Origin of the sequence: Noviluteimonas gilva, assembly GCF_009740395.1 — a bacterium.
Lineage (GTDB): Bacteria > Pseudomonadota > Gammaproteobacteria > Xanthomonadales > Xanthomonadaceae > Noviluteimonas > Noviluteimonas gilva.
Genome location: NZ_WOXT01000001.1, coordinates 1,250,193 through 1,270,090, shown reverse-complemented (window position 1 = coordinate 1,270,090; position 19,898 = coordinate 1,250,193). Strand labels below are relative to the sequence as shown.

Annotated in this window: 17 protein-coding genes; 1 reads left to right on the top strand and 16 read right to left on the bottom strand. The window is 68.1% G+C overall.

Annotated elements, in window-relative coordinates; all coding sequences use genetic code 11:
* Window positions 1-85: 85 nt before the first annotated feature.
* Window positions 86-1,024, top strand: a complete 939-nt coding sequence (locus GN331_RS06070; protein ID WP_156640977.1) for an RICIN domain-containing protein — start codon at window positions 86-88, stop codon at window positions 1,022-1,024.
* Between the two features lie 52 nt (window positions 1,025-1,076).
* On the opposite strand, the gene GN331_RS06065 is transcribed toward GN331_RS06070, so the two are convergent.
* The 16 genes from GN331_RS06065 to xerD form a co-directional block, all read right to left on the bottom strand.
* Window positions 1,077-1,925, bottom strand: coding sequence for a glycosyltransferase family 2 protein (locus GN331_RS06065; protein WP_156640975.1), 849 nt, complete (start codon window positions 1,923-1,925; stop codon window positions 1,077-1,079).
* Window positions 1,922-2,761: a glycosyltransferase gene (locus tag GN331_RS06060; RefSeq protein ID WP_156640973.1), complete on the bottom strand. Its 840-nt coding sequence runs from the start codon at window positions 2,759-2,761 to the stop codon at window positions 1,922-1,924. The genes GN331_RS06065 and GN331_RS06060 overlap by 4 nt, the downstream gene beginning before the upstream one ends.
* 42 nt (window positions 2,762-2,803) lie before the next feature.
* Entirely contained in the window at window positions 2,804-5,035 is a 2,232-nt protein-coding gene (gene gspD / locus GN331_RS06055; RefSeq protein ID WP_156640971.1) for a type II secretion system secretin GspD, read from the bottom strand.
* 14 nt (window positions 5,036-5,049) lie between these two features.
* Window positions 5,050-5,820, bottom strand: coding sequence for a general secretion pathway protein GspN (locus tag GN331_RS06050; RefSeq protein WP_156640969.1), 771 nt, complete (start codon window positions 5,818-5,820; stop codon window positions 5,050-5,052).
* Window positions 5,807-6,517, bottom strand: a complete 711-nt coding sequence (gene gspM, locus GN331_RS06045; RefSeq protein WP_331713375.1) for a type II secretion system protein GspM — start codon at window positions 6,515-6,517, stop codon at window positions 5,807-5,809. Before gspM ends, GN331_RS06050 begins: the two co-directional genes overlap by 14 nt.
* Entirely contained in the window at window positions 6,498-7,688 is a 1,191-nt protein-coding gene (locus tag GN331_RS06040) for a PilN domain-containing protein (RefSeq protein ID WP_156640967.1), read from the bottom strand. The genes gspM and GN331_RS06040 overlap by 20 nt, the downstream gene beginning before the upstream one ends.
* Complete coding sequence (locus GN331_RS06035; RefSeq protein ID WP_156640965.1) at window positions 7,685-8,575, bottom strand: type II secretion system minor pseudopilin; 891 nt, start codon at window positions 8,573-8,575, stop codon at window positions 7,685-7,687. Before GN331_RS06035 ends, GN331_RS06040 begins: the two co-directional genes overlap by 4 nt.
* Complete coding sequence (locus GN331_RS06030; protein WP_156640963.1) at window positions 8,572-9,204, bottom strand: prepilin-type N-terminal cleavage/methylation domain-containing protein; 633 nt, start codon at window positions 9,202-9,204, stop codon at window positions 8,572-8,574. The genes GN331_RS06035 and GN331_RS06030 overlap by 4 nt, the downstream gene beginning before the upstream one ends.
* The gene (gene xpsI / locus GN331_RS06025) at window positions 9,204-9,635 is read right to left on the bottom strand and encodes a type II secretion system protein XpsI (protein WP_156640961.1); all 432 of its coding nucleotides are present in this window, start codon (window positions 9,633-9,635) and stop codon (window positions 9,204-9,206) included. Before xpsI ends, GN331_RS06030 begins: the two co-directional genes overlap by 1 nt.
* Window positions 9,632-10,093, bottom strand: a complete 462-nt coding sequence (gene xpsH / locus GN331_RS06020; RefSeq protein ID WP_156640959.1) for a type II secretion system protein XpsH — start codon at window positions 10,091-10,093, stop codon at window positions 9,632-9,634. Before xpsH ends, xpsI begins: the two co-directional genes overlap by 4 nt.
* A gap of 4 nt (window positions 10,094-10,097) precedes the next feature.
* Window positions 10,098-10,529, bottom strand: a complete 432-nt coding sequence (locus GN331_RS06015; RefSeq protein WP_197427018.1) for a type II secretion system protein GspG — start codon at window positions 10,527-10,529, stop codon at window positions 10,098-10,100.
* Window positions 10,526-11,743 carry a type II secretion system protein XpsF gene (gene xpsF, locus GN331_RS06010; RefSeq protein WP_156640955.1) on the bottom strand — a complete coding sequence of 406 codons (1,218 nt, stop codon included), beginning with the start codon at window positions 11,741-11,743 and terminating at the stop codon, window positions 10,526-10,528. Before xpsF ends, GN331_RS06015 begins: the two co-directional genes overlap by 4 nt.
* Before the next feature lie 6 nt (window positions 11,744-11,749).
* Window positions 11,750-13,486, bottom strand: a complete 1,737-nt coding sequence (gspE, locus tag GN331_RS06005) for a type II secretion system ATPase GspE (RefSeq protein WP_156640953.1) — start codon at window positions 13,484-13,486, stop codon at window positions 11,750-11,752.
* Between the two features lie 55 nt (window positions 13,487-13,541).
* A complete protein-coding gene (gene purL, locus GN331_RS06000; RefSeq protein WP_156640951.1) occupies window positions 13,542-17,462 on the bottom strand; it encodes a phosphoribosylformylglycinamidine synthase in 3,921 nt (1,306 codons plus the stop codon).
* A gap of 41 nt (window positions 17,463-17,503) precedes the next feature.
* Complete coding sequence (locus GN331_RS05995) at window positions 17,504-18,367, bottom strand: DsbC family protein (protein ID WP_156640949.1); 864 nt, start codon at window positions 18,365-18,367, stop codon at window positions 17,504-17,506.
* Between the two features lie 92 nt (window positions 18,368-18,459).
* Window positions 18,460-19,413: a site-specific tyrosine recombinase XerD gene (xerD, locus tag GN331_RS05990; protein WP_156640947.1), complete on the bottom strand. Its 954-nt coding sequence runs from the start codon at window positions 19,411-19,413 to the stop codon at window positions 18,460-18,462.
* Window positions 19,414-19,898: the final 485 nt, after the last annotated feature.

The window sequence follows — 19,898 nt, the reverse complement described above, 5'->3', positions numbered from 1 at the left end:
CGTTTGCGCGCCGCGCGCTGAGCGACATCGTGGTATCGCGTTTGCAACGCTGGACCTTCCTTCAGGAGAGAGAAAGGAGGTTCCGATGTTGCGTTCCCTGCTTGCGATAACACTGTTTGGCGCGGCGCTGCCCGCCTTCGCCGATGCGCCGCCCACCAACGTGCCGGTGCAGTTGGCCATGTTCGACGGGCCCCTCGCCGGTTCCTGCCTGCATGTTCCGGAGCCGCCCGATTACGGATTCAAGGTGCTGCAGGCGCAGTGCCTGACGGTCGGCGATGCGCAGATGTGGCAGTTCGAGTCCGCCGTGCAGGGCGGTTACATCGTCCGCAACATGAAGTCCGAGCATTGCCTCGATGCCGAGGCCGGCTCGGCGCCCGGTACGGTCGTCAACGCGTTCACCTGCAACGGTGCGCAAACGCAGCGCTGGGATGTGAACTTCTCCGAAGGCAATCCCGGCACGGCGATGATCCGCAGCCAGCAAACCGGCCTGTGCCTGGACTTCTACGCGGGCACCGCGTCGCAAGCGACCTGCAGCTTCACGACGGGCCAGGCGCCGACGTGGATGGCGAGCCGCCAGGGCGCGCGTGCGCCGAGCGGTGCGTTCGCGTTGCGATCGGTCATCGACGGTGCGTGCATGAGCCTGGGCGAGTTCCCGGTGTCGGTCGCGTGCGAGAACGATCGCCGGAGCAGCTTGCGGTTCGTCCCGATCGATGCGTCGGCGACGACGTTCCGCTTCGACGGCCCCGTCGAGGGAACGTGCCTGATCGATGGCGGCGTCGACAACGCCGTGGTCTATGCCAACTGCCTCACGGGCACGGACGGGCATTGGCGCATCCTGGAAACCGGCGCCAGCGCGCAGGTGCCGAATGCGAGTGGAAGGCAGATGCGTTGGCAGGTGCAGAACGTCGGCACCGGGCAGTGCCTGCATGCCAAGCGCGGCAGCTTCGTTCCCGAGGGCGAGACGGTGACGGCCTGGGCGTGCGACGCCTCGGACAATGCGCTGTGGGAGTTCGTGAAGTACTGAGGTCTCCGGCGTTGCGCGCGTGCGATGCGCGCGCAGCGCCGGACTTCCGCGATCAGCTGCTCAGCGCGCGCCACACCGCGCGCGCGGTCGCGAACGGGAAGCGTGCCCAGATCAGCGAGAACACGCCGAGGCGCTGCAACATCGAGCGTTGCGACGCTTCGAACTTGCTGAAGTACCGCCAGAACCCGCGGTGCTTGTGCCATTCGACGAACACCGGCCGCGCGCGCGACGACACCCCGCGCACGTGCACGACCTGCACGTCGTTGGCGACGGCCACGGTCGCGCCGAGCGCACGCGCACGGCGGCACAGATCGAGGTCTTCGGCATGCAGGCGGTAGCCGGCATCGAAGCCCTGCAAGCGTTCGAACAACGCGCGCGGCAGCAACATCAATGCGCCGGAAATCGCTTCCACGCGTTGCAAGGGTTCACCGGCATCCATCGGCACGCCGAGGTTGGCGTTCGACGGCGAATGCAGCATCGCGGCGAAATCCGGATCGCGGCGTCGTGTTGCCGGATCGCGCTCGCCGCTCGTGTCCACTTGATCGGCGCCGACGATCGCCGCGCCGCCGAGGTCTTCGGCGGCCTCGCGCAGGCGCGAAAGCGTGTCGGATTCGACGAGGCAATCGGGATTGACGAAGGCCAGCCACGGGCCGTCGCATTCGGCCGCGCCCTGGTTGCAGGCGGTGGCGAAGCCGGGGTTGTCGGGATTGGCGACGAAGCGCACGCGCGCATCGGCGGCGGCGTGGCGTTGCATGATCTGCAGCGTGCCGTCGCGCGAGCCGTTGTCGATGATGCGGATCTGGCCGACGCCGGTCGCGTGGCGCAGGCGCAGGAGGCAATCGTCGAGCGTGTCCGCGCTTTCGTGCGCGACCACGACCACTGCGATGTCGCCGTCGGTCATGCGAACAACTCCCGCTGCGGCGCCGGCGGCCCGACGACCGCGAGTTTCGCCGTGAGTTCTTCGCGCACGTGGCGCAAGGGATCGCCCATGAGGAATTGCGCCAGGCGCGCGTGCCACGCAGGCCAGCGCACGGCGAGCGCGTCCATGTCGCCGTCGAACGGAAAGCCTTCGCCCGGGCGCGCGACGAACGCGGTTTCGCACAGCGCGTTGCGCCAGCCCAGGCCCGACAGGCGCAGCGACAGATCGATCAACGCCGCCATCCACGAGCCATAGCTCGCGGCATCCAGGCCGCCCGCGCGTTGGCGCGCGCGGCCGCGCAACAACACGGCGTGGCCGACGGCGGCGGGCAGTTCGGGATGCATCGGTGCCATCGCGGCGCATGCGCGCGCGAGGCGTTCGAGATCGGCGGGCATCGGGTCGATCTCGCCCACGCGCGGCCACGCGGCGACTTCGCCGGCGTTGCACCAGGGCGTGGCGGTGGCGATCGCCGAATCGCGCGCGAGGCAGGCGGTGAGTTGCGTGAGCCACCCGGGCGCGGGTTGCGCATCGGGCGCGAGCACGACGACATCGGAATCACCGCAGGCGCCGAGCACTTCATCCAGATGCGCGACGTCGCCGACCATGCGCTGCCGACGCGTGTAGTGCGCCTGCATCGGCGTGCGCGCGAGCCAACCCTGGATCACGGCGTGCTCGCGCGGACCGGCGCGCGCGTCGTCGGCGAGCCACACGCGCGTACCCGGCTGCGTGCCGGCGTCGACCGCGGCGAGGCACGCATCGAGCGCGACATCGTCGACCGACACCGGCAGGACGACGATGGGCGCCGCCGCATTGGTCATTCCTGGCTCCGTGATACCCCTGGAGCCGATCTTACCCTCGCCTTACTTGCGATACAGCGGCTCCAGCGCGCGGAATTTCTGGCCGTACTCGTCGGTGAGATCGCGTGCTTCCTGCGGGTTGCGGATGATCGTCGCCGTCAGCAACACGATGACTTCGGTGCGCGTGGTGATGGTGCTCTGCGTGCCGAACAGGCCGCCGATCCAGGGAATGCGGCTCAGCCCCGGAACACCGGAGGAGCCCTTGTCTCGCTGATCCTGGATCAGGCCGGCCAGCATGACGGTCTCACCGCTCAGGATGGCGGCTTCGGTCTTCAGGCGGCGCGTGTCGATGCGCACGTTGCCCTGCGCGTCGGCCGCGATCGGGCCCGGCGTGCTGACTTCCTGCACCAGGTCCAGGAACACCATGCCGTCCTTCGTGATGCGCGGGCGCACCTTCAGGATCGTGCCGGTGTCGAGGTACTGCACCTGGCTGATGGTGTTGGTCGGATCGGACGTGCCGGTGTTCACGCTCACCGGCTGGATCGGGATGCGGCTGCCGACGTTGAACGTCGCCTCGGCGTTGTTGCGCACGACGACCGACGGCGTCTGCAGCAGGTTGACGTCGGTGACGCGGTCCAGCGCGTTGATCACCGCCATCGCGTTCGGGCCGAGGAAGGTGGCCGACAATCCGCCGGTCACGTTGCCGTCGCCGTCGGTGGCGAGCCCGCCCGCGCTGCCCGCGGTCGAACCCCAGATCGAACGGCCGAGCGCGAGGGCGCGCAGGGTCGGATCGGGAATCGCATTCTCGAAGTACCAGTTCACGCCGTAGCGCAGGTTGCCTTCGAGCTTCACCTCGGCGACCTGCGCCTCGATGTGCACCTGCAGCGGCATCGTGTCGAGGCGTTCGATCACGTCGCGAATCGACGTCCACGCGCCCGCGTTCGCGCGCACCAGCAGCGTGTTGGTCTCGTCGACCGCGGCAACGCCGACCGTGTCGCCGTTGACCTGCAGCGTGACCGCGCCGTTGCTGCCGCCGCTGCGCGGGTTGAGGGACATGCCTTCGCCCAGGCTACTGCCGCCCGAGTCGCCGCCGATCGTGGCGTTGCTCGTGCCGTCGTCGCCCACGCCGGCGTCCTTGATTTCCGTCGACTCCAGCCCCGGCATCAGCGAGGGCGAACCGCTGCTCTCCCCACCGCCGCGACTGCCGCTACCGAACACCTGCGCGAGGCGATCGGCCAGGTCCTTCGCCTTGACGTACTTCAGCTCGTAGGAGAACAGCTGCACTTCGCCGCCCGCGCCTTCGATGCGGTCGAGCCACGACTGGATTTCGTCGAGATAACGCGGCTGCGAGGTGATCACCAGCACCGCGTTCGCGCCGTCGAGCGGCATGAAGCGGAACATGCCGGCCACCGGCGACTTGCTCGATTCGCCGAACACTTTTTCGAGATCGCCGACGACCTTGCTGGCCTTGCCGGACTTGAGCGGGAACACGCCCACCGACATGCCCTTCAACCAGTCGACGTCGAAGATCTCGATCGTCCGCATGTAGTTTTCGAGTTCGGCGCGCGTGCCGCCGATGGTGATGACGTTGCGCGAGTTATCCGTGGTGATGATCGCGTTGGCGCGCGCGTAGGGCGTCAGCACCTTCTTCATTTCCTCGGCGGAGATGAAACGCAGCGGCACCACGCGCGCCTCGTAACCGCGCGCGAGCGCGGGCGAACCGGTGCGCGGTGCGACCGTGCCCGCGAGCGCGGCGTCGGCGGCGACGATGTTGTAGCGCCCGTCGGCGTACACCATGCGCGCGTTGTTCCAGCCCAGTACCTGTTCGAGCAGCGACATCGCCTGCGCCGGGCTCACCGGCCGCGGCGTGGCCAGCGTCACGGTGCCCTGCACGCCCGGCGCGATGACATAGTTCTGGCCGAGCATGTCGCCGAGGATCGCCTTCACCACCGCGTGCAGCGATTCGCCTTCGAAATTGAACGTCGCCGCGCCGGAGCTGCCACCCAGGTTCGGCGGCGGCGCGCTCGCCGCGCTGCTGTTGATGACCTCGCCGCTGCCGCGCTTGAGCTGCGCGGACGGCGTGCCGTCGGTGGCGGGTGGCGTTTCGCCGACGGGCGTGGTGGTCGTGCCGGTCGTGGTGTCCATCTGCGGGCGCGGCAGGTTCGACTGGATCACCGGCACGGTGCGGTCGCCGTCCTTGCGGATCGTGGCCACCGGTTGCGAGGTACACCCGGCCAACGCCACGAGAAAGGCGGTGATCGCGAGCGTCGCGAGTTTGGATCGATCAGTCGTCATGGCTCGCTCTCTGCTCATTTCGCCGGAGTCTTCTGGGTATTTTGTTGCTGCGCTTCCTCGCGCAATTGCGCGCGACGTTGCTCGATGCGGCGACGGATCGCGTCCATCTGTTGTTCGGGCGTCATCGGGGCGTCCTCGAGCGTCGAACCGGTCTGCTGCGGCGCCGCGTTGGCGTTGGTCACGGCGGCGGGCGGCGGCGGGGGCGGCGGCGCGGAGGCCGTGTCCAGCGGTTCGTCCATGTTGATCTGGGGCGGCGGCACGGGATTGGTCGGCGACACGCCGCCCTTGCCGTCGAAGGTGCGCAGTTCCATGCGCTTTTCGCCCTGCGGGCCGACGAAGGTGGCCGCGCGCGGTTCCAGCGACACCAGGCGCCAGCCCTGCGCTTCGGCCGGCGCTTCGTCCTGCTTCATGCGGATCGGCTGGCCGCCGTTGGTGGGCGTGATGATCGCCATCTGCAGTTGCGGCGTGATCAGCACGCTGGTGAGCGCGAATTCGAATTGCTGCGCCTCGCTGTCGTCGCCCTGCGGTTGCAGCGAGAACGGTTGCGGGCGGCGATCTTCGGAGAACAGCGGACGTTGCGCGGTTTCGGCGTACTGCGCGATGGGGCCGATACGCTCGGGTTGCGCCTTCGGCACATCCGGCAACGCGCGCAACAGCGAGGGATCGTCGGACAACTTGCCGATGCGCCCGCCCATGCCCACGAGTGCGAGCACCCACGCGAGCAACGCCCAACCGGCGAGGGTGGCGAGCAACCAGGTGCGGGGGCCGGCGTCACTCAGTCGCATCGACGTTGCCTCCCGTCATCGGCTGCGGTGCGTCTTCCGGCTGCAGTTCCGGTTGCGCCTGCGGCGGCGGCGGCGCGGCGGCGCGCGCGGTGCGTCCGGGCGCGCGCGGCGCGATGTAACCGTACAAATCGAAGCTCACGTCGAGCCCGCCGCTTTGCGCCTTGCCCTGCCCCGGCATGTAGAAGTAACGCTGCGCGAGGATGTTGAGGTTTTCGACGAACACGCGCGGGCTGCCGCTTTCCAGCGCGTGCAGCGCGCTCGCCAGTTCGCCGGTGCCGCAACGCAGGCGCACCTGCACCGTGACACGCACGAAGCGTTCGGCCGGGCGTTGTTCGGACAGGGGCGAGCGATTGGTGATTGCACAACTCCGGTTGCCGGGGCTCGCCTGCGCGACGACGGCTTCGAGGCGTTGCACGAGGCCTGCGGTCGCCAATTCCGGCGTGGCTTCGGGCAGAAAACCGGGGCGACCGCGCAAGGCCTGGCGCACCTGCACGAGACGACGTTCGACCGCCGGCGCCTGCGCCAACTGCGTGCGCACGCGCAGCTCGCGCGCTTGCAGGCCCGCGATGCGGTCTTCGGTATCCATCATCGGCACCGTCCACCAAGGATGCAGCAGCACGAAATACGCCAGTGCGAGCGCGGCCACCAGCAGGCCGAGCGCGAGCCAGCGATCGCGGTCAGTCGTTGCCGGCGCCACGGGGCGTGGTCTCCTGCTTGTTCTGCACGTTCTGCACGGTGGGTTGCACGACCACGAGGTCGGCCGTCAGCGTGAAGCGATCGCGGCCCGAACGCGGATCGGGTTGCAGCGCGCCGGTGAGCGCGGGTGCGCGCCACAGCGGCGAGCCTTCCAGGCGCTGCACGAGCGAGGAGGCTTCGCTGCTCAATCCGATCAGCGTGAGCTTGTCGTTTTCGATGGCGACCTTTTCCATGTAGGTCGTGTCGGGCAGGCGGCGCGTGAGTTCGTCGATCACTTCGATCGCGCTCGGGCGGCCGCGGCGCATCTGGTCGAGATAGGCCTGGCCTTCGACCATGTCGACGAGTTCCTGGCGACGCTGCGAAGCGGTGCGCGCCTTCGCGGACTGCGCAGAGACTTGGGTTTCGAAGGCATCCGCGGCCGCGCGGCGGTTTTCGAGGATCTGCCACAGCGCCAGGGCGAGCGCGAGCAACGCGACGGCGCCGAACACCCAGTTCCAGCGTGCGAGCGGATCGGCGCGATGACGGCGTTGCGCCGGCGGCAACAGGTTCACGCCGAGCGGCACGCCGTTGTTGTCGGACAGGTCGATGCCCGCGAGCGTCGACTGGATGCCACCGAGCGCGGCCATGCGCGGCTGGATGGCGGTGAGCGGGACGGCGACGAGTTCGACGTCGAGTTGGCCGTCGCTCGCACGACGACCGAGGATGCGCGCATCGAACGCGGCGGTCTCGGCGGTGAACGGCGTCTGCCGATCGATTTCGAAGGACACCACGTCGCGCAGGCGTTCGGCCGCGGCGGAGGGCAGCGTGAGGCGACGGCGCAAACCGGAGGCGGCGGGCATCACGAGCCAGCGCGGCAGGTCGACGATCGAAGGCGCGAGCACGGTGGCGAGCGGATCGGCGTCGATGCCGAGGTCTTCGCCCGCGGGCAGGCGGCCGATGTCGCGGATGGCGGCGGCGTCGACATCACCGGTCTGCAGGCGCACCTGCAGTGCATCTTCGCCGGTGCCGGCATCCTGCGAGAGCAGCAGGCGATCGCGCCCGAGGCCGAGCGCGGCACGCCAGCGCACGGGCAACCACGCGGCGAGCGCGCGCGACCACCACGACAGCCATCCACCCGCGCCCGGCAGGACACGCGTCTGGATGCGGCCGATACGGTCGCGCAGTGCATTCATCGCGGCGATGCTCCCTCCTCCCAGCGCAGCGGCGTGTACGCGGAGCCCGGCAGGCCGTTACCCCCCGCACGCACCACGACGCGCAGCCTCGCTTCGCGTCCATCGCGAAGCCGTGCACGGCTGTCGATACTATACGTGCCGCTGCCGCTGCTCACTAAAGGCTCGCCGCCTTCCAGCACGGGCGCGGGTTGCCCGGAGGACGGATCCCATGCGCGACGGCGCGCGATCGTCGGCTCCGGGTCCAGGCCCATCGCCCGCAGCACCGGGGCCGAGGCGAAGGCCGGGTCCGGGCGCGTTCGGCCGCTGAACACCGTCAGGTCCGGCGCGATCTTCGCGTACAGCGCGGGCGTCATGCCCAGCACCTGTTCGAGTTCGGCGACGCTTTCGAAGGGCGCGTCCTTCGCGCCGTACGGGCGTTCGGCCGCGGCGTAGTCGGGATCTTCGGCGCCGCCTTCGGGTTGCGTCAGCAGGTCGGGGTCGCGCCAGTCCATCACGGCGGCGGCGAGTTTGCGCGCATCTTCCATCGACATCGCGCCCTGCTGCTGGAACAACGCGGCGAGCAAGGCCAGGTCCGCCTGGTTCAGATCGATCTTCCCGTTTTCGTCAGTCAGCGCGATCTGCACGTCGGCGTCGGCGAACGTCCAGTCGTAGTCGCGCCCATCGGGCCGCCACTGGCGGCGCGGGTCGGGTTCGGTGACGCGGGTCAGCGCGTATTCCATCCCCGCGCGCGCCACTTCCTCGGCCATCACGCCGCGGTGCAACACGCGGCCCTGCAGGCCTTCGATCTTCGCCGTCAGCGCGAACGCGCCGATCAACGCGGTGAGCAACGCGATCAGCCACAGCACCAGCAGCAGCGCGACACCGCGTTGCGTGCGCTGCGCACTCATAGTGAAGACCCCACGTAACCCGCCGCGAGCGGCAGCGTCATCACCATCGGCGGCCACGCGCGGCCATCGGCGTCCTGCAGCGTGATTTCGACCTGCACCGGCAGGCGATCGCCGGCGATCCACTGGTCCTGCCAATCGCCGATCGTGTTGTCGGCTTTCATCGCGCGATAGCGGAACGTCGCTTCGCGCAACGGACCTGCGAGCAATTCGGGTTCGCGCGGCGGCGTTTCCGATTTCGTTTCGCCTGCGAGCACGAGGGTGAACGTGACTTCGAGGCGTGGGCCGCCCTCCCCGTCGACCAGGGTGAGTTCGTGCAAATACGGCCCGCCGCGTCCGAGGTAATCGGGCAGGTCGGCGACGAAGCGCATGTGCGTGGCATCGCCTTCGAAACGCCGCGGCATGCCCGTGTCCTGGTTGAGGCCGAATTGCACGGGACGCGCACCGCTGATGCGACGACGCAGGAACAACTCGACCGCGCGCATGTGTTCGTTGCGTTGCGCGATGGTTTCGCCGCGCGCGGCGGTCGCGGTCGCGGCGCGCAGGGACGCGAACGCGAGCGCGAGGCCCGCGGCAAGCAACATCGTCGCGAGCAACACTTCGATGAGCGAGAAGCCGCGCTGCCGCTGCATCAGATGCCTCCCTGCAAGGTCGGCGCGACCAGGCGCAGCGTGCGGATCCGCAAGCGATTGCGCGGCGTGCCGTCGCCCCACTGCACCTGCAGGTCGATCGCGTACATCTTCGAGGCGGTCGGATCCTGCGGCTGCGGGTTGTCGGAGACCAGGCTCGGGTCGCGCCACGGCTCGATGTCGAGCGTCCAGCGATAACGCCCCTGTTCGAAATCGCCTTCCTTGTGCCCTTGTTCGAGCGGCGCGCCGACGCCCTGCTGCGCGATCAGCGACTGCGCGTGCATCGCCGCGCGTCCTGCATCGTCGGCCCAGCGCACCTGTTTGGTCGCGCCGGAAAGAATGCCGAGCAGGATCGTCAACCCCAACGCGAGCAACGCGAAGGCGAGGATCACTTCGATCAGCGTGAAACCCGCGGCGCGCCGACGCAGGTTCATCGCTGCACCTCACCCGGACGCACTTTGACTTCGCCCGTGAGCCACGCGACATCGATATTCCACGCCGCGCTTTTCTGGCTGAGTTGCACGCGGCCGCCCGTGGACGCGCCGTCGGCGAAGAACACGATGCCGCCGATGCCGTTCGCAGGTTTCACTTCGCGCGCGCCGGTGAAGGTGATGCCGAACTTTTTGTCGATCGTGCCGGCGCGATCGTTCGGCGCGAGCCACGTGTGCGCGGCCGGATCGATCAGGAAGCGTTGCGGCTCCCCGGTGGAAATCGCCTGCGCACGCGTGTAGCGCAACTGCGCGGCGATCTCTTTCGCATCGGCGCGCAGGCGCATGCCGGAAAAGCCGCCGGTGATGGCCGCGGCCGCGAGCGCGCTGGCCGCTGCGATCAGCACCAGCACCATCAGCACTTCGAGCAGCGTGAAGCCGCGCGGTAACGCGACCGGGCGCATGCGGTTATTCGAACGCGATGTCGCCGTCGACGCTCGTGCCGCCCGGCTTGCCATCCTTGCCCAGGCTCATCAGGTCGAAGGCCTTGCCTTCGCCGGGAGTCTTGTAGACGAAGGGATGGTTCCAGGGGTCGTTGAGCTCGCCGGTCTTGGCGTAGGGGCCGAGCCAACCGCTCGCGTCGCTCTGCACGAGATCGTTGAGCGAAGGCGGCAGCGTGCCGGTGTCCTGTTCGTACTGCTGCACTTTCTCGGCGATGGTCTGCACCTGCGCCTTGGCGAGGTTGACCTTGGCGCGGTCGCCGCCGCCGAGGATGCGCGTGGCGGCGAAGGCGACGATGCCGCCGATGAGCACGACCACGATGATGATCTCGATCAGGCTGAAGCCCGATTGCGCGGCGCGTGCGGCCGGGATCCTGAGGTTTCGGTTCATGAGGGTCATCCGATGGCGTTGGTGAGGTCGTAGATGGGCATCAGCACGGCCATGATCACCACGCCGACGACGGCGGTGAGCACCAGCGTGATGACGGGGACGAGTGCGGCCAGCATGCGGTCCAGCGCCTGTCCCGTTTCGGCTTCGAACGTGTCGGCGGTCTTCAGCAACAGGGTGTCGAGCGCGCCGGATTCCTCGCCCACCTGGATCATCTGCAAGGCCAGGCGGGGAAACCGCTTGCCCTTGCCGAGCGCCGTGGACAGGCCGACGCCGCTCTTCACGTCGTTGGCGGCGGATTCGACATCCGCCTGGAGCATGAGGTTCCCCATCACGTTGCGCGCGATGCCCAGCGCGGTCAGCAGCGGGACACCATTGCGCAGCAGCGTGCCGAGCGTGCGCGCCAAACGTGCGGTTTCCAGCCGCGCGATCAGCGGGCCGACGATCTTCTTGCCGAGCAGCCATTCGTCGAAGCGCGCGCGGAAGGCCGGATCGCGCCGCTTGCGGTCGAACCACCACAGCGCGAGCGCCGGCAGGACCACTATCACGATCCACCAGTCGCGCACGAACAGGCCCAGGCCCAGCACCATCTTCGAGAACCACGGCAGTTCCGCATCGAGGCTGGCGTACATCGCCGAGAACTGCGGCACCACGTAACCGAGCAGGAACAACAGCGCGCCACCGACGACGAGCAGCAGGATCGCCGGGTAGATCAGCGCGTTGACCACGCGCCCGCGCAATGCGCGGCTGCGTTCGAGATATTCGCCCAGGCGTTGCAGCGTTTCGTGCAGCGTGCCGCCGGCTTCGCCCGCGCGGACCATGTTGACGTACAACCGCGAGAACGTGCCGTGCTGTCGCTCCAATGCCGTCGACAACGCGCTGCCGCCGCGCACCGCATCGCGGATGTCGGCGATGGTGCGCTTGGCCGCTTCGTCTTCCGGCAATTCCAGCAGGATCGTCAGCGCGCGATCGAGCGGCTGGCCCGCACCGAGCAAGGTCGCGAGCTGTTGCGTGAACTGCACGAGCCGTTCGCCCGCGAAGGGCTTGGACTTGAACAACGCGCGCCACGCCGATTCGCCGCCGCCTTCGGACGCCAGCCGCGTTTCGACCGGCAGGTGCCCCTGCTCCTGCAGGCGCACGGCCACTTCGCCCGCGGTCGCGGCCTCCATCTGGCCGTCGAGCAGTTCACCGCGTGCGTTGAGCGCCTTGTAGCGGAAAAGGGGCATGGGGGCTTATGCGTCTTCGGTGACGCGCAGGACTTCTTCGATGGTGGTGACGCCCTGTAGGGCCTTGACGATGCCGTCCTCGTACATCGTGCGCATGCCGGACTGGCGCGCGAGTTGTTCGAGCTCGCCCATGCCGGCGTGGCGCATGACGGCGCGACGGAGTTCGTCGTTCATCACGAGGAACTCCATGATCGTCGTGCGCCCGAGGTAACCCGATGGCGAATATTCGGAAGGCTTCGGGCGATACAGATATATGTCGCCATCGCGCTCGTACTTGCGCAGGCTGAACTTCTCGATTTCTTCGGGCGAGGCGCGATAGCGCTCCGCGCTTTCCGTGTGCAGGCGGCGCACGAGACGCTGCGCGAGGATGCCGTTGACCGTCGAGGTCAGCAGGTAATCCTCCACGCCCATGTCCAGCAAGCGCGTGATGCCGCCGGCCGCGTTGTTGGTGTGCAGCGTGGAGAGCACGAGGTGGCCGGTGAGCGCGGACTGGATCGCGATGCGCGCGGTTTCCAGGTCGCGCATTTCGCCGATCATGATGATGTCCGGGTCCTGTCGCACGATCGACCGCAACGCGTTGGCGAAGTCGAGCCCGATCTGCGGCTTGGCCTGGATCTGGTTGATGCCTTCGATCTGGTATTCGACCGGATCTTCGACGGTGATGATCTTGACGTCGCTGGTATTGAGCTTGCTCAGCGCGGTGTACAGCGTGGTGGTCTTGCCCGAACCGGTCGGGCCCGTGACCAGCATGATGCCGTGCGGTTGTTCGAGCACGTGCTGGAACTGCGGCAGGAATTCGTCGGTGAAACCCAGGCGCTCGAAGTCGAGCACGACGGTCTCGCGATCGAGCAGTCGCATCACCACGCTCTCGCCGTGCGAGGTCGGCATGGTGCTTACGCGCAGGTCGAGTTCCTTGCCCTGCACGCGCAGCATGATGCGGCCGTCCTGCGGCAGGCGGCGTTCGGCGATGTTGAGCTTCGCCATGATCTTGATGCGGCTGATGATCGCGGCGGTGAGGTTGGCCGGCGGGCTTTCCGATTCCTCGAGCACGCCGTCGACGCGGTAACGCACCTTCAGGCGGTTCTCGAACGGCTCGATGTGGATGTCCGACGCGCGCAGTTCGACCGCACGCTGGATGATCAGGTTCACCAAACGGATGACGGGTGCTTCGGACGCGAGATCGCGCAGGTGCTCGACATCGTCCATGTCGCCCGTTTCGCCTTCGGCCGTTTCGACGATCGCACCCATCGCGCTGCGGCCCTGGCCGTGCCAGCGTTCGATGAGGTCGTCGATTTCCGAACGCAGCGCGATGCTCGGACGCACGTCGCGGCCGGTGGCCAGGCGCACGGCGTCGAGTGCGTAGATATCCTGGGGATCGGCGATCAGCACGTCGACCAGGTTGTCGCGTTCGGCGATCGGCACGACGTGGAATTGCTTCATGAACTTCGTCGAGAGCACCACCGATTCGGGGGGCAACTCGGGCGCGTCCTTCGCGCTCACCAGCGGCAGGCCGAGGACGGCGGACGCGGTTTCGGCGTGGTCGCGTTCGGACACCAGGCCCAGGCGCGCGAGCAGCCCGAGCAGGCTGCCGCCGGTTTCTTCCTGCAGGCGGCGTGCGCGGGCGAGGTCGGCGTCCTTCAGCCGGCCGCGCTCGACGAGGGCGGCGACGATGCGGTCGTCCGCCGCGGCCTCGATGCTGCCCGGGTCGGGCCGTGAATCGAATGTTTCGACGATGGCATTCATGATCGCCTGACTCTAGCAGACGCCGCGTAGGGGGTCGGTCGGGGAAATGCCGCCCTTACCCCACCCATTTCCTCGCATTCCGGAAGATCCGCATCCACGGACCGTCGTCGCCCCAACCGCGCGGGGCCCAGCTGTAATTCGCCGTGCGCAGCGTGCGTTCGGGGTGCGGCATCAGGATGGTCACGCGGCCGTCGGTGGACGTCAGGCCGGCGATGGCATCGGGCGAGCCGTTGGGGTTGGCCGGATACAAAGTCGCCGTCTTGCCGTCGCCATCGACGTAGCGCAGCGCGATCAACGCCTTCTTCGCATCGCCCTCGTTCGCGAACGCCGCACGGCCTTCGCCATGCGCCACCGCGACCGGGATGCGCGCACCCGCCATGCCCTGCAGGAACAGCGACGGCGAGTCGAACACTTCGAGCAGCGCCAGGCGCGCTTCGTACTGTTCGCTGCGATTGCGCAGGAAGCGCGGCCAGTGTTCGGCGCCCGGGATGATCGGCTTGAGCTGCGCGAGCATTTGGCAACCGTTGCACACGCCGAGCGCGAAGCTGTCCGCGCGTGCGAAGAAGCGCGCGAACTGCTCGCGCATCTCCGGACGTTCGAGCACCGAAGTCGCCCAGCCGCGGCCGGCGCCCAGCACGTCGCCGTAGCTGAAACCACCGCAGGCGACGAAGCCCTTGAAGTCCTCCAGCGTCGCGCGGCCGGCGATGAGATCGCTCATGTGCACGTCGACGGCGGCGAAACCCGCGCGGTCGAACCCGTACGCGGTCTCGACCTGGCTGTTGACGCCCTGCTCGCGCAGGATCGCCACGCGCGGACGCGCACCGACGTTGATGTACGGCGCGGCGATGTCGTCGGCCGGTTCGAAGGTCAGGCGCGGCTGCAAACCCGGCGCGTCGAAACGGCGCGCGGTGGCTTGTTCTTCATCGGCGCACTCGGGGTTGTCGCGCAGGCGTTGCATCGCGTGCGTGACCGACCACCAGGCGTCGAACAGCGCATCCCAGCGCCATTCGGTGAGCACGGCGCCTTCGCGCAGGACGCGGACCGTCGGCGCCGTCGTCGGGCGCGCGATGCGCTGCGCGCAATCGATCAGGCCATGGCGCGCGACGAGATCGGCGAACTCCGCGCGATCCTCCGCATGGATCTGCACCAGCGCGCCGAGTTCTTCGTTGAACAGCGTGCGGAACGGATCCTCGCCCCAGTTGTCGAGCGAGATGTCCAGGCCCAGGTGCGAAGCGAACGCCATTTCGCACAACGCCGCGAACGCGCCGCCGTCTGAACGATCGTGGTACGCCTGCAGCAGGCCCGCTTCGCGCGCGTCGCGGATCAATTCGAAGAATGCGCGCAGGCGTTGCGGATCGTCGAGATCGGGCACCGGACCGGCGAACGCGGGCAACGCCGCGGAAGCGCCGACACCGGCGGCCGGATGCGTCTGCGCGAGGATCGATCCACCCAGGCGCTGCTTGCCGCCGCCCAGGCCGATCAGCCACACCTCGCTGTCGGCTTCGCGCACGAGCAGCGGCGTGAGCTGCTGGCGCACGTCGTCGACGGGCGCGAACGCGGAAATGATCAGCGACACCGGCGACACGGATTTGTGCGCAACGCCATCGCTGGTCCACTGCGCCTGCATCGACAGCGAGTCCTTGCCGACCGGAATGCTGAGGTCGAGTTCGGGCGCGAGTTCCATGCCGACCGCGCGCACGGCGTCGAACAACTTCGCGTCTTCGCCGGCGTGACCGGCGGCCGCCATCCAGTTCGCGGAGAGCTTGATGCGATCGAGCGACGCGACGGGCGCGGCGCACAGGTTGGTGATCGCCTCGCCCACGGCCATGCGCGCGGCGGCGGCGGCGTCGAGCAACGCCAGCGGCGAGCGTTCGCCGATCGCCATCGCTTCGCCACCGAAGCCCGCGTAATCGGCGAGCGTGATCGCGCAATCGGCGACCGGCATCTGCCATGGACCGACCATCTGATCGCGCGCGGTGAGGCCACCGACGGTGCGGTCACCGATGGTGATCAGGAATTGCTTGGAGGCGACGGTCGGATGCGCGAGCACACGCAAACCGGCGTCGTTGAGATCGAGCGAATTGGTCGACAGTTCCGGCCAACGCGGCGCAGGCGGCGTGGACGTGTCGCGGTGCATCTTCGGCGGCTTGCCGAACAACACGTCCATCGGCAGGTCGATCGCGCGATCGTCGGGCAACTGTTGGATCGTGGCGCCATGCGCAACGACCAGGCGTTCTTCCGCCGTGGCGTGGCCGACGACGGCGAACGGGCAACGCTCGCGCAAGCAAAGCGCGGCGAATTCCGCGACGCGCTCCGGCGCGATGCCGAGCACGTAGCGTTCCTGCGATTCGTTGCACCACAACTGCATCGGCGAAAGCGTGGGATCGTCGGTCGGAATGCGATCCAGGTCGATCACGCCGCCGACGCCCGAATCGTGCAGCAATTCGGGAATCGCGTTCGACAAACCGCCCGCGCCCACGTCGTGCACCGACAGGATCGGATTGTCGGCGCCGAGCGCGACGCAACGGTCGAGCACTTCCTGCGCGCGGCGCTCCATCTCCGGGTTGTCGCGCTGTACGGACGCGAAGTCGAGGTCTTCGGCGCTTTCGCCCGACGCCACCGAACTCGCGGCGCCGCCGCCCAGGCCGATCAACATCGCGGGACCACCGAGCACGATCACCGCGTCGCCGGGCGAGAGCGCGCGCTTGGCGACCATGTCGCGATCCATCGCGCCCAGGCCACCGGCGAGCATGATCGGCTTGTCGTACGCGCGGACCAGGCCGTCGCCTTCGCCGAGTTCGAAGCTGCGGAAATAGCCGTTGAGGTTCGGACGACCGAATTCGTTGTTGAATGCCGCGGCGCCGAGCGGGCCGTCGGTCATGATTTCCAGCGCGGGCGCCATGCGCGGATTCAGCGCGCGCGGCGCTTCCCACGGTTGCGGCAAGGTCGGGATGCGCAGGTGCGAGACCGAGAAACCGGCGAGGCCCGCCTTCGGGCGGCCGCCGCGACCGGTGGCGCCTTCGTCGCGGATTTCACCGCCGGCGCCGGTGGACGCACCGGGGAACGGCGAGATCGCCGTCGGATGGTTGTGCGTTTCGACCTTGATGCAGAACGCGCCGGGCTGCGCCGGTTCGCTGCGATATTCGTGCGTCTGCGGATCGGGGCGGAAGCGCGAGACGTTGTCCGCGCCTTCCATCACTGCCGCGTTGTCGCTGTACGCCGACAGCGTGTGTTCCGGCGTGCGCGCGTGCGTGTGCTTGATCATCTTGAACAACGAGACGTTCTGCCCGTTGTTCGTCATCTCGCGCCCGTCGATGGTCCACGAGGCGTTGAAGATCTTGTGGCGGCAATGCTCGGAGTTCGCCTGCGCGAACATCATCAGTTCGACGTCGTGCGGATCGCGCGCCAATTCGGTGTAGCGATAGCGCAGGTAGTCGATTTCGTCCTGCGCCAGCGCCAGGCCCAGGCGCGCGTTGGCGGCATCGAGCGTGGCGACGGGCACGACTTCGAGCGAGGCGCGCTCGGGCGTTGCGAACATCGCCGCGCCCGCGTTGCGTTCGGCGACGAGCGATTGCGTCATCGGGTCGTGCAGCAAGCGCGCGAGCGCCGTTTGCGTGGCGGGATCGTCGGGCCAGCCCGCGATGTCCAGGCGCAGGCCGCGTTCGACGCGCTTGATCGGGAGATTGGCGCCGTGCAGCAGCTCGGTCGCCTTGCTCGCCCATGGCGAGATCGTGCCCAGGCGCGGCAGCACGTAGCGCGAGACCGCGCCGTCGGCGCGTGGCGCCTGCGTGTCGCCGGCTTCGAGGATGCGATGGAGGGCGTCGCGATCGACGCGTGCCTCGCCGTTCGCAGGCTCGACCCAATACGTGAACCAGGCGCCGGCGATGCGGAGCGCGGGTGCCAGCGCCCGGAGGCGCGCTTCGAGCCGTTCACGTCGGAACGGCGAAAGGGCCGGCAGGCCCTCGAGGACGATCATCTGGGACGGAACCGTGGGAACGGGCCCGGCATTCTAACCGGTCAGCGGCTCCCGGCCCCGCCCCGGCCGGCCGCCGGTTCGGTTGCGTTCGACCGCCCGACCGCCTTGCCGGCCGCGAGCTGGTCCAGCGCGGCCCGCAGCTTCTCCGGCGGGAGGTAGCCGCCGAGCGCGGTGCCATCGGCCGCGACGATCATCGGCGTGCCCGTCAGGCCCGCGCGGCGGCCGACGTCGTATTCCATCGTCACCGGGTTGGTGCAGTTGACGTTCTTCACGGGGCGGTCGTTCTTGGCGTCGGTCAGCGCGCGGCGCCGGTCGGGCGCGCACCACACCGAAACCATCTTCTGGAAATCGGGGCTGCCCAGGCCCATGCGCGGGAACGCGAGGTATTCCACCGCGATGCCCTGGCGGTTGATCTCGGCGATTTCGCTGTGGAACTTGCGGCAGAACCCGCATTCGACGTCGGTGAAGACGCTGACGGTGTACTTGGGATTCGGCGGCGAGAAGACGATGCGGTCGGCCTTGGGGATCGTGGCCATCAGCTTGCGGCGCACGGCGTTCAGCGGCGCGTCGCCCATGTTGGTGTCGGTGAAGGTGTCGAAGACCTGCCCCTGCATCAGGTACTTGCCGTCGTCGCTGACGTAGACCACCTGGCCGCCGACCACGATCTGGCGGAACCCCGGGAACGGCGCGGCGCCGACCCATTCGATCGTCACCTGGTCGTTGATGCGGCGGATCGCGTCGCGCGCCCGGGCCTCGGGCGTGCCGGAACGGATGAAGGGTTCGATGGCGTTGGGGGCCTTGGTCGCCTTGGCGCCCGGCTTGGCGGCGACGGCCGGCGGGCCCTCCTGCGCACAGGCGGACAGGCTGAGGGCAACGCAAAGCAGGCCGGCGGCGAAACGCATCATCGAACGATCCAGGAAGGGGGCGGCGGGATCATGGCACGACGCTCCTGAAGGGCCAGTACCGCTGGTCACGGATCGGCCAACGCCGGGCGCATTCACCCGCGCGGATGGTGTTTGGCGTGCAGTTTCTGCAAATGTTCGCGCGCCACCAGCGTGTAGATCTGTGTCGTGGACAGCGAACTGTGGCCGAGCAGGAGCTGCAGCGCGCGCAGGTCGGCACCGCGGTTGAGCAGGTGCGTGGCGAAACTGTGGCGCAGCCCGTGCGGGCTGATGCGACGCGGGTCGATGCCCGCGGCCGCCGCGTACTGCTTCACCAACCCCCAGAACCGCTGCCGCGACGGCGCTTCGCCACTGTGTTCGAGGAACAACGGCGCGAGCGCTCGCTTGCCCGCGATCTTCGGCCGCGACTCGGTGAGATAACGCTGCAACCAGTGCTGCGCTTCTTCGCCCAGCGGCACCATGCGCTCCTTGCTGCCCTTGCCCATCACGCGCAACACGCCCTGGCGCAAATTGAGCCCGGTCGACGGCAAATTGCACAACTCACTCACGCGCAACCCGCACGCATACATCAACTCGAACATCGCACGATCCCGCAACCCGATCGCATCGTCGATGTCCGGCGCATTGAGCAACGCATCGATATCCGTTTCCGACAACGCCTTCGGCAACGAACGCGGCAACCGCGGCGGATCGATCAACGCCGTCGGATCATCCTCGCGCACCTGCCGCCGCACGCAATGGTTGTAGAACGCACGCAACGTCGACAGCAACCGCGAATTGCTGCGCGGCGAATACCCCGCATGCGTACGTTCTGCAAAATAATCGAACAAGGCCGCACGATCCGCCCCCGCCAACCCACCGCCCTGCCCCTCGCGCCACCGCGCATACCCTTCCAGATCGCGCCGATAACTTTCCAACGTCGCCTGCGCCACACCCGACTCCGCCCACAGCGCATCGAGAAATTCAGCGATGGCCTGCGAATCCGCCTCAGGCACGGGCCCGCGCTGCATGGCAAGCGTGCGACGTTGGGAGGGTGAGGAGGACGGCATGTTTCGCAGCTTATCCGACTTCTTTCGAAATCATTGGCGCGCCGCCCGAACGTTGATGGTTCCAAATTTTCTTGGGAAAAAAAGTTGAAACCATCAACGCTGGGGCATCACCTTGCGGGTCGCTTCGATCAGGGCAACGCGCCCGAGCTTTTATTGGAGGGTGCGAAGCAAGCTTCGCACTGGCCGATCTTTGAGAGCGGAGCGCGCTGCCTTTCTGACAGATCGCCGCGAAGGTGCCGATGCCCGAGAGAGGACATCGAGTAGAGCGCGCGACCGGAGCTCGGCTACAAGATGTCCTCGACGGGCAAGGCACCGCCCGTCGGGTGTGCTGGCTGTAGGCGCGAATGCATCAACGCACAACGCAACCATCCATAACCAGCTGTCGAGCAACCCGACGAGTAGCGCGCAGTGGACGTCGCGTTGAAGGCCACATTGCGGAGCTTGAGCTCTTGCGGAGCAATGTGGCCTTCAATGCGGCGCGCCGC

Coding starts and splice junctions, on each gene's coding strand:
- purL (WP_156640951.1), bottom strand. CDS start 17,462: ATGATCGTCCTCGAGGGCCTGCCGGCCCTTTCGCCGTTCCGACGTGAA.
- xpsH (WP_156640959.1), bottom strand. CDS start 10,093: ATGCGCCCGGTCGCGTTACCGCGCGGCTTCACGCTGCTCGAAGTGCTG.
- xpsI (WP_156640961.1), bottom strand. CDS start 9,635: ATGAACCTGCGTCGGCGCGCCGCGGGTTTCACGCTGATCGAAGTGATC.
- GN331_RS06035 (WP_156640965.1), bottom strand. CDS start 8,575: ATGAGTGCGCAGCGCACGCAACGCGGTGTCGCGCTGCTGCTGGTGCTG.
- GN331_RS05995 (WP_156640949.1), bottom strand. CDS start 18,367: ATGATGCGTTTCGCCGCCGGCCTGCTTTGCGTTGCCCTCAGCCTGTCC.
- GN331_RS06015 (WP_197427018.1), bottom strand. CDS start 10,529: ATGACCCTCATGAACCGAAACCTCAGGATCCCGGCCGCACGCGCCGCG.
- GN331_RS06050 (WP_156640969.1), bottom strand. CDS start 5,820: ATGCGACTGAGTGACGCCGGCCCCCGCACCTGGTTGCTCGCCACCCTC.
- GN331_RS06030 (WP_156640963.1), bottom strand. CDS start 9,204: ATGCAGCGGCAGCGCGGCTTCTCGCTCATCGAAGTGTTGCTCGCGACG.
- GN331_RS06060 (WP_156640973.1), bottom strand. CDS start 2,761: ATGACCAATGCGGCGGCGCCCATCGTCGTCCTGCCGGTGTCGGTCGAC.
- GN331_RS06040 (WP_156640967.1), bottom strand. CDS start 7,688: ATGAATGCACTGCGCGACCGTATCGGCCGCATCCAGACGCGTGTCCTG.
- GN331_RS06065 (WP_156640975.1), bottom strand. CDS start 1,925: ATGACCGACGGCGACATCGCAGTGGTCGTGGTCGCGCACGAAAGCGCG.
- xpsF (WP_156640955.1), bottom strand. CDS start 11,743: ATGCCCCTTTTCCGCTACAAGGCGCTCAACGCACGCGGTGAACTGCTC.
- gspD (WP_156640971.1), bottom strand. CDS start 5,035: ATGACGACTGATCGATCCAAACTCGCGACGCTCGCGATCACCGCCTTT.
- xerD (WP_156640947.1), bottom strand. CDS start 19,413: ATGCCGTCCTCCTCACCCTCCCAACGTCGCACGCTTGCCATGCAGCGC.
- gspE (WP_156640953.1), bottom strand. CDS start 13,486: ATGAATGCCATCGTCGAAACATTCGATTCACGGCCCGACCCGGGCAGC.
- GN331_RS06070 (WP_156640977.1), top strand. CDS start 86: ATGTTGCGTTCCCTGCTTGCGATAACACTGTTTGGCGCGGCGCTGCCC.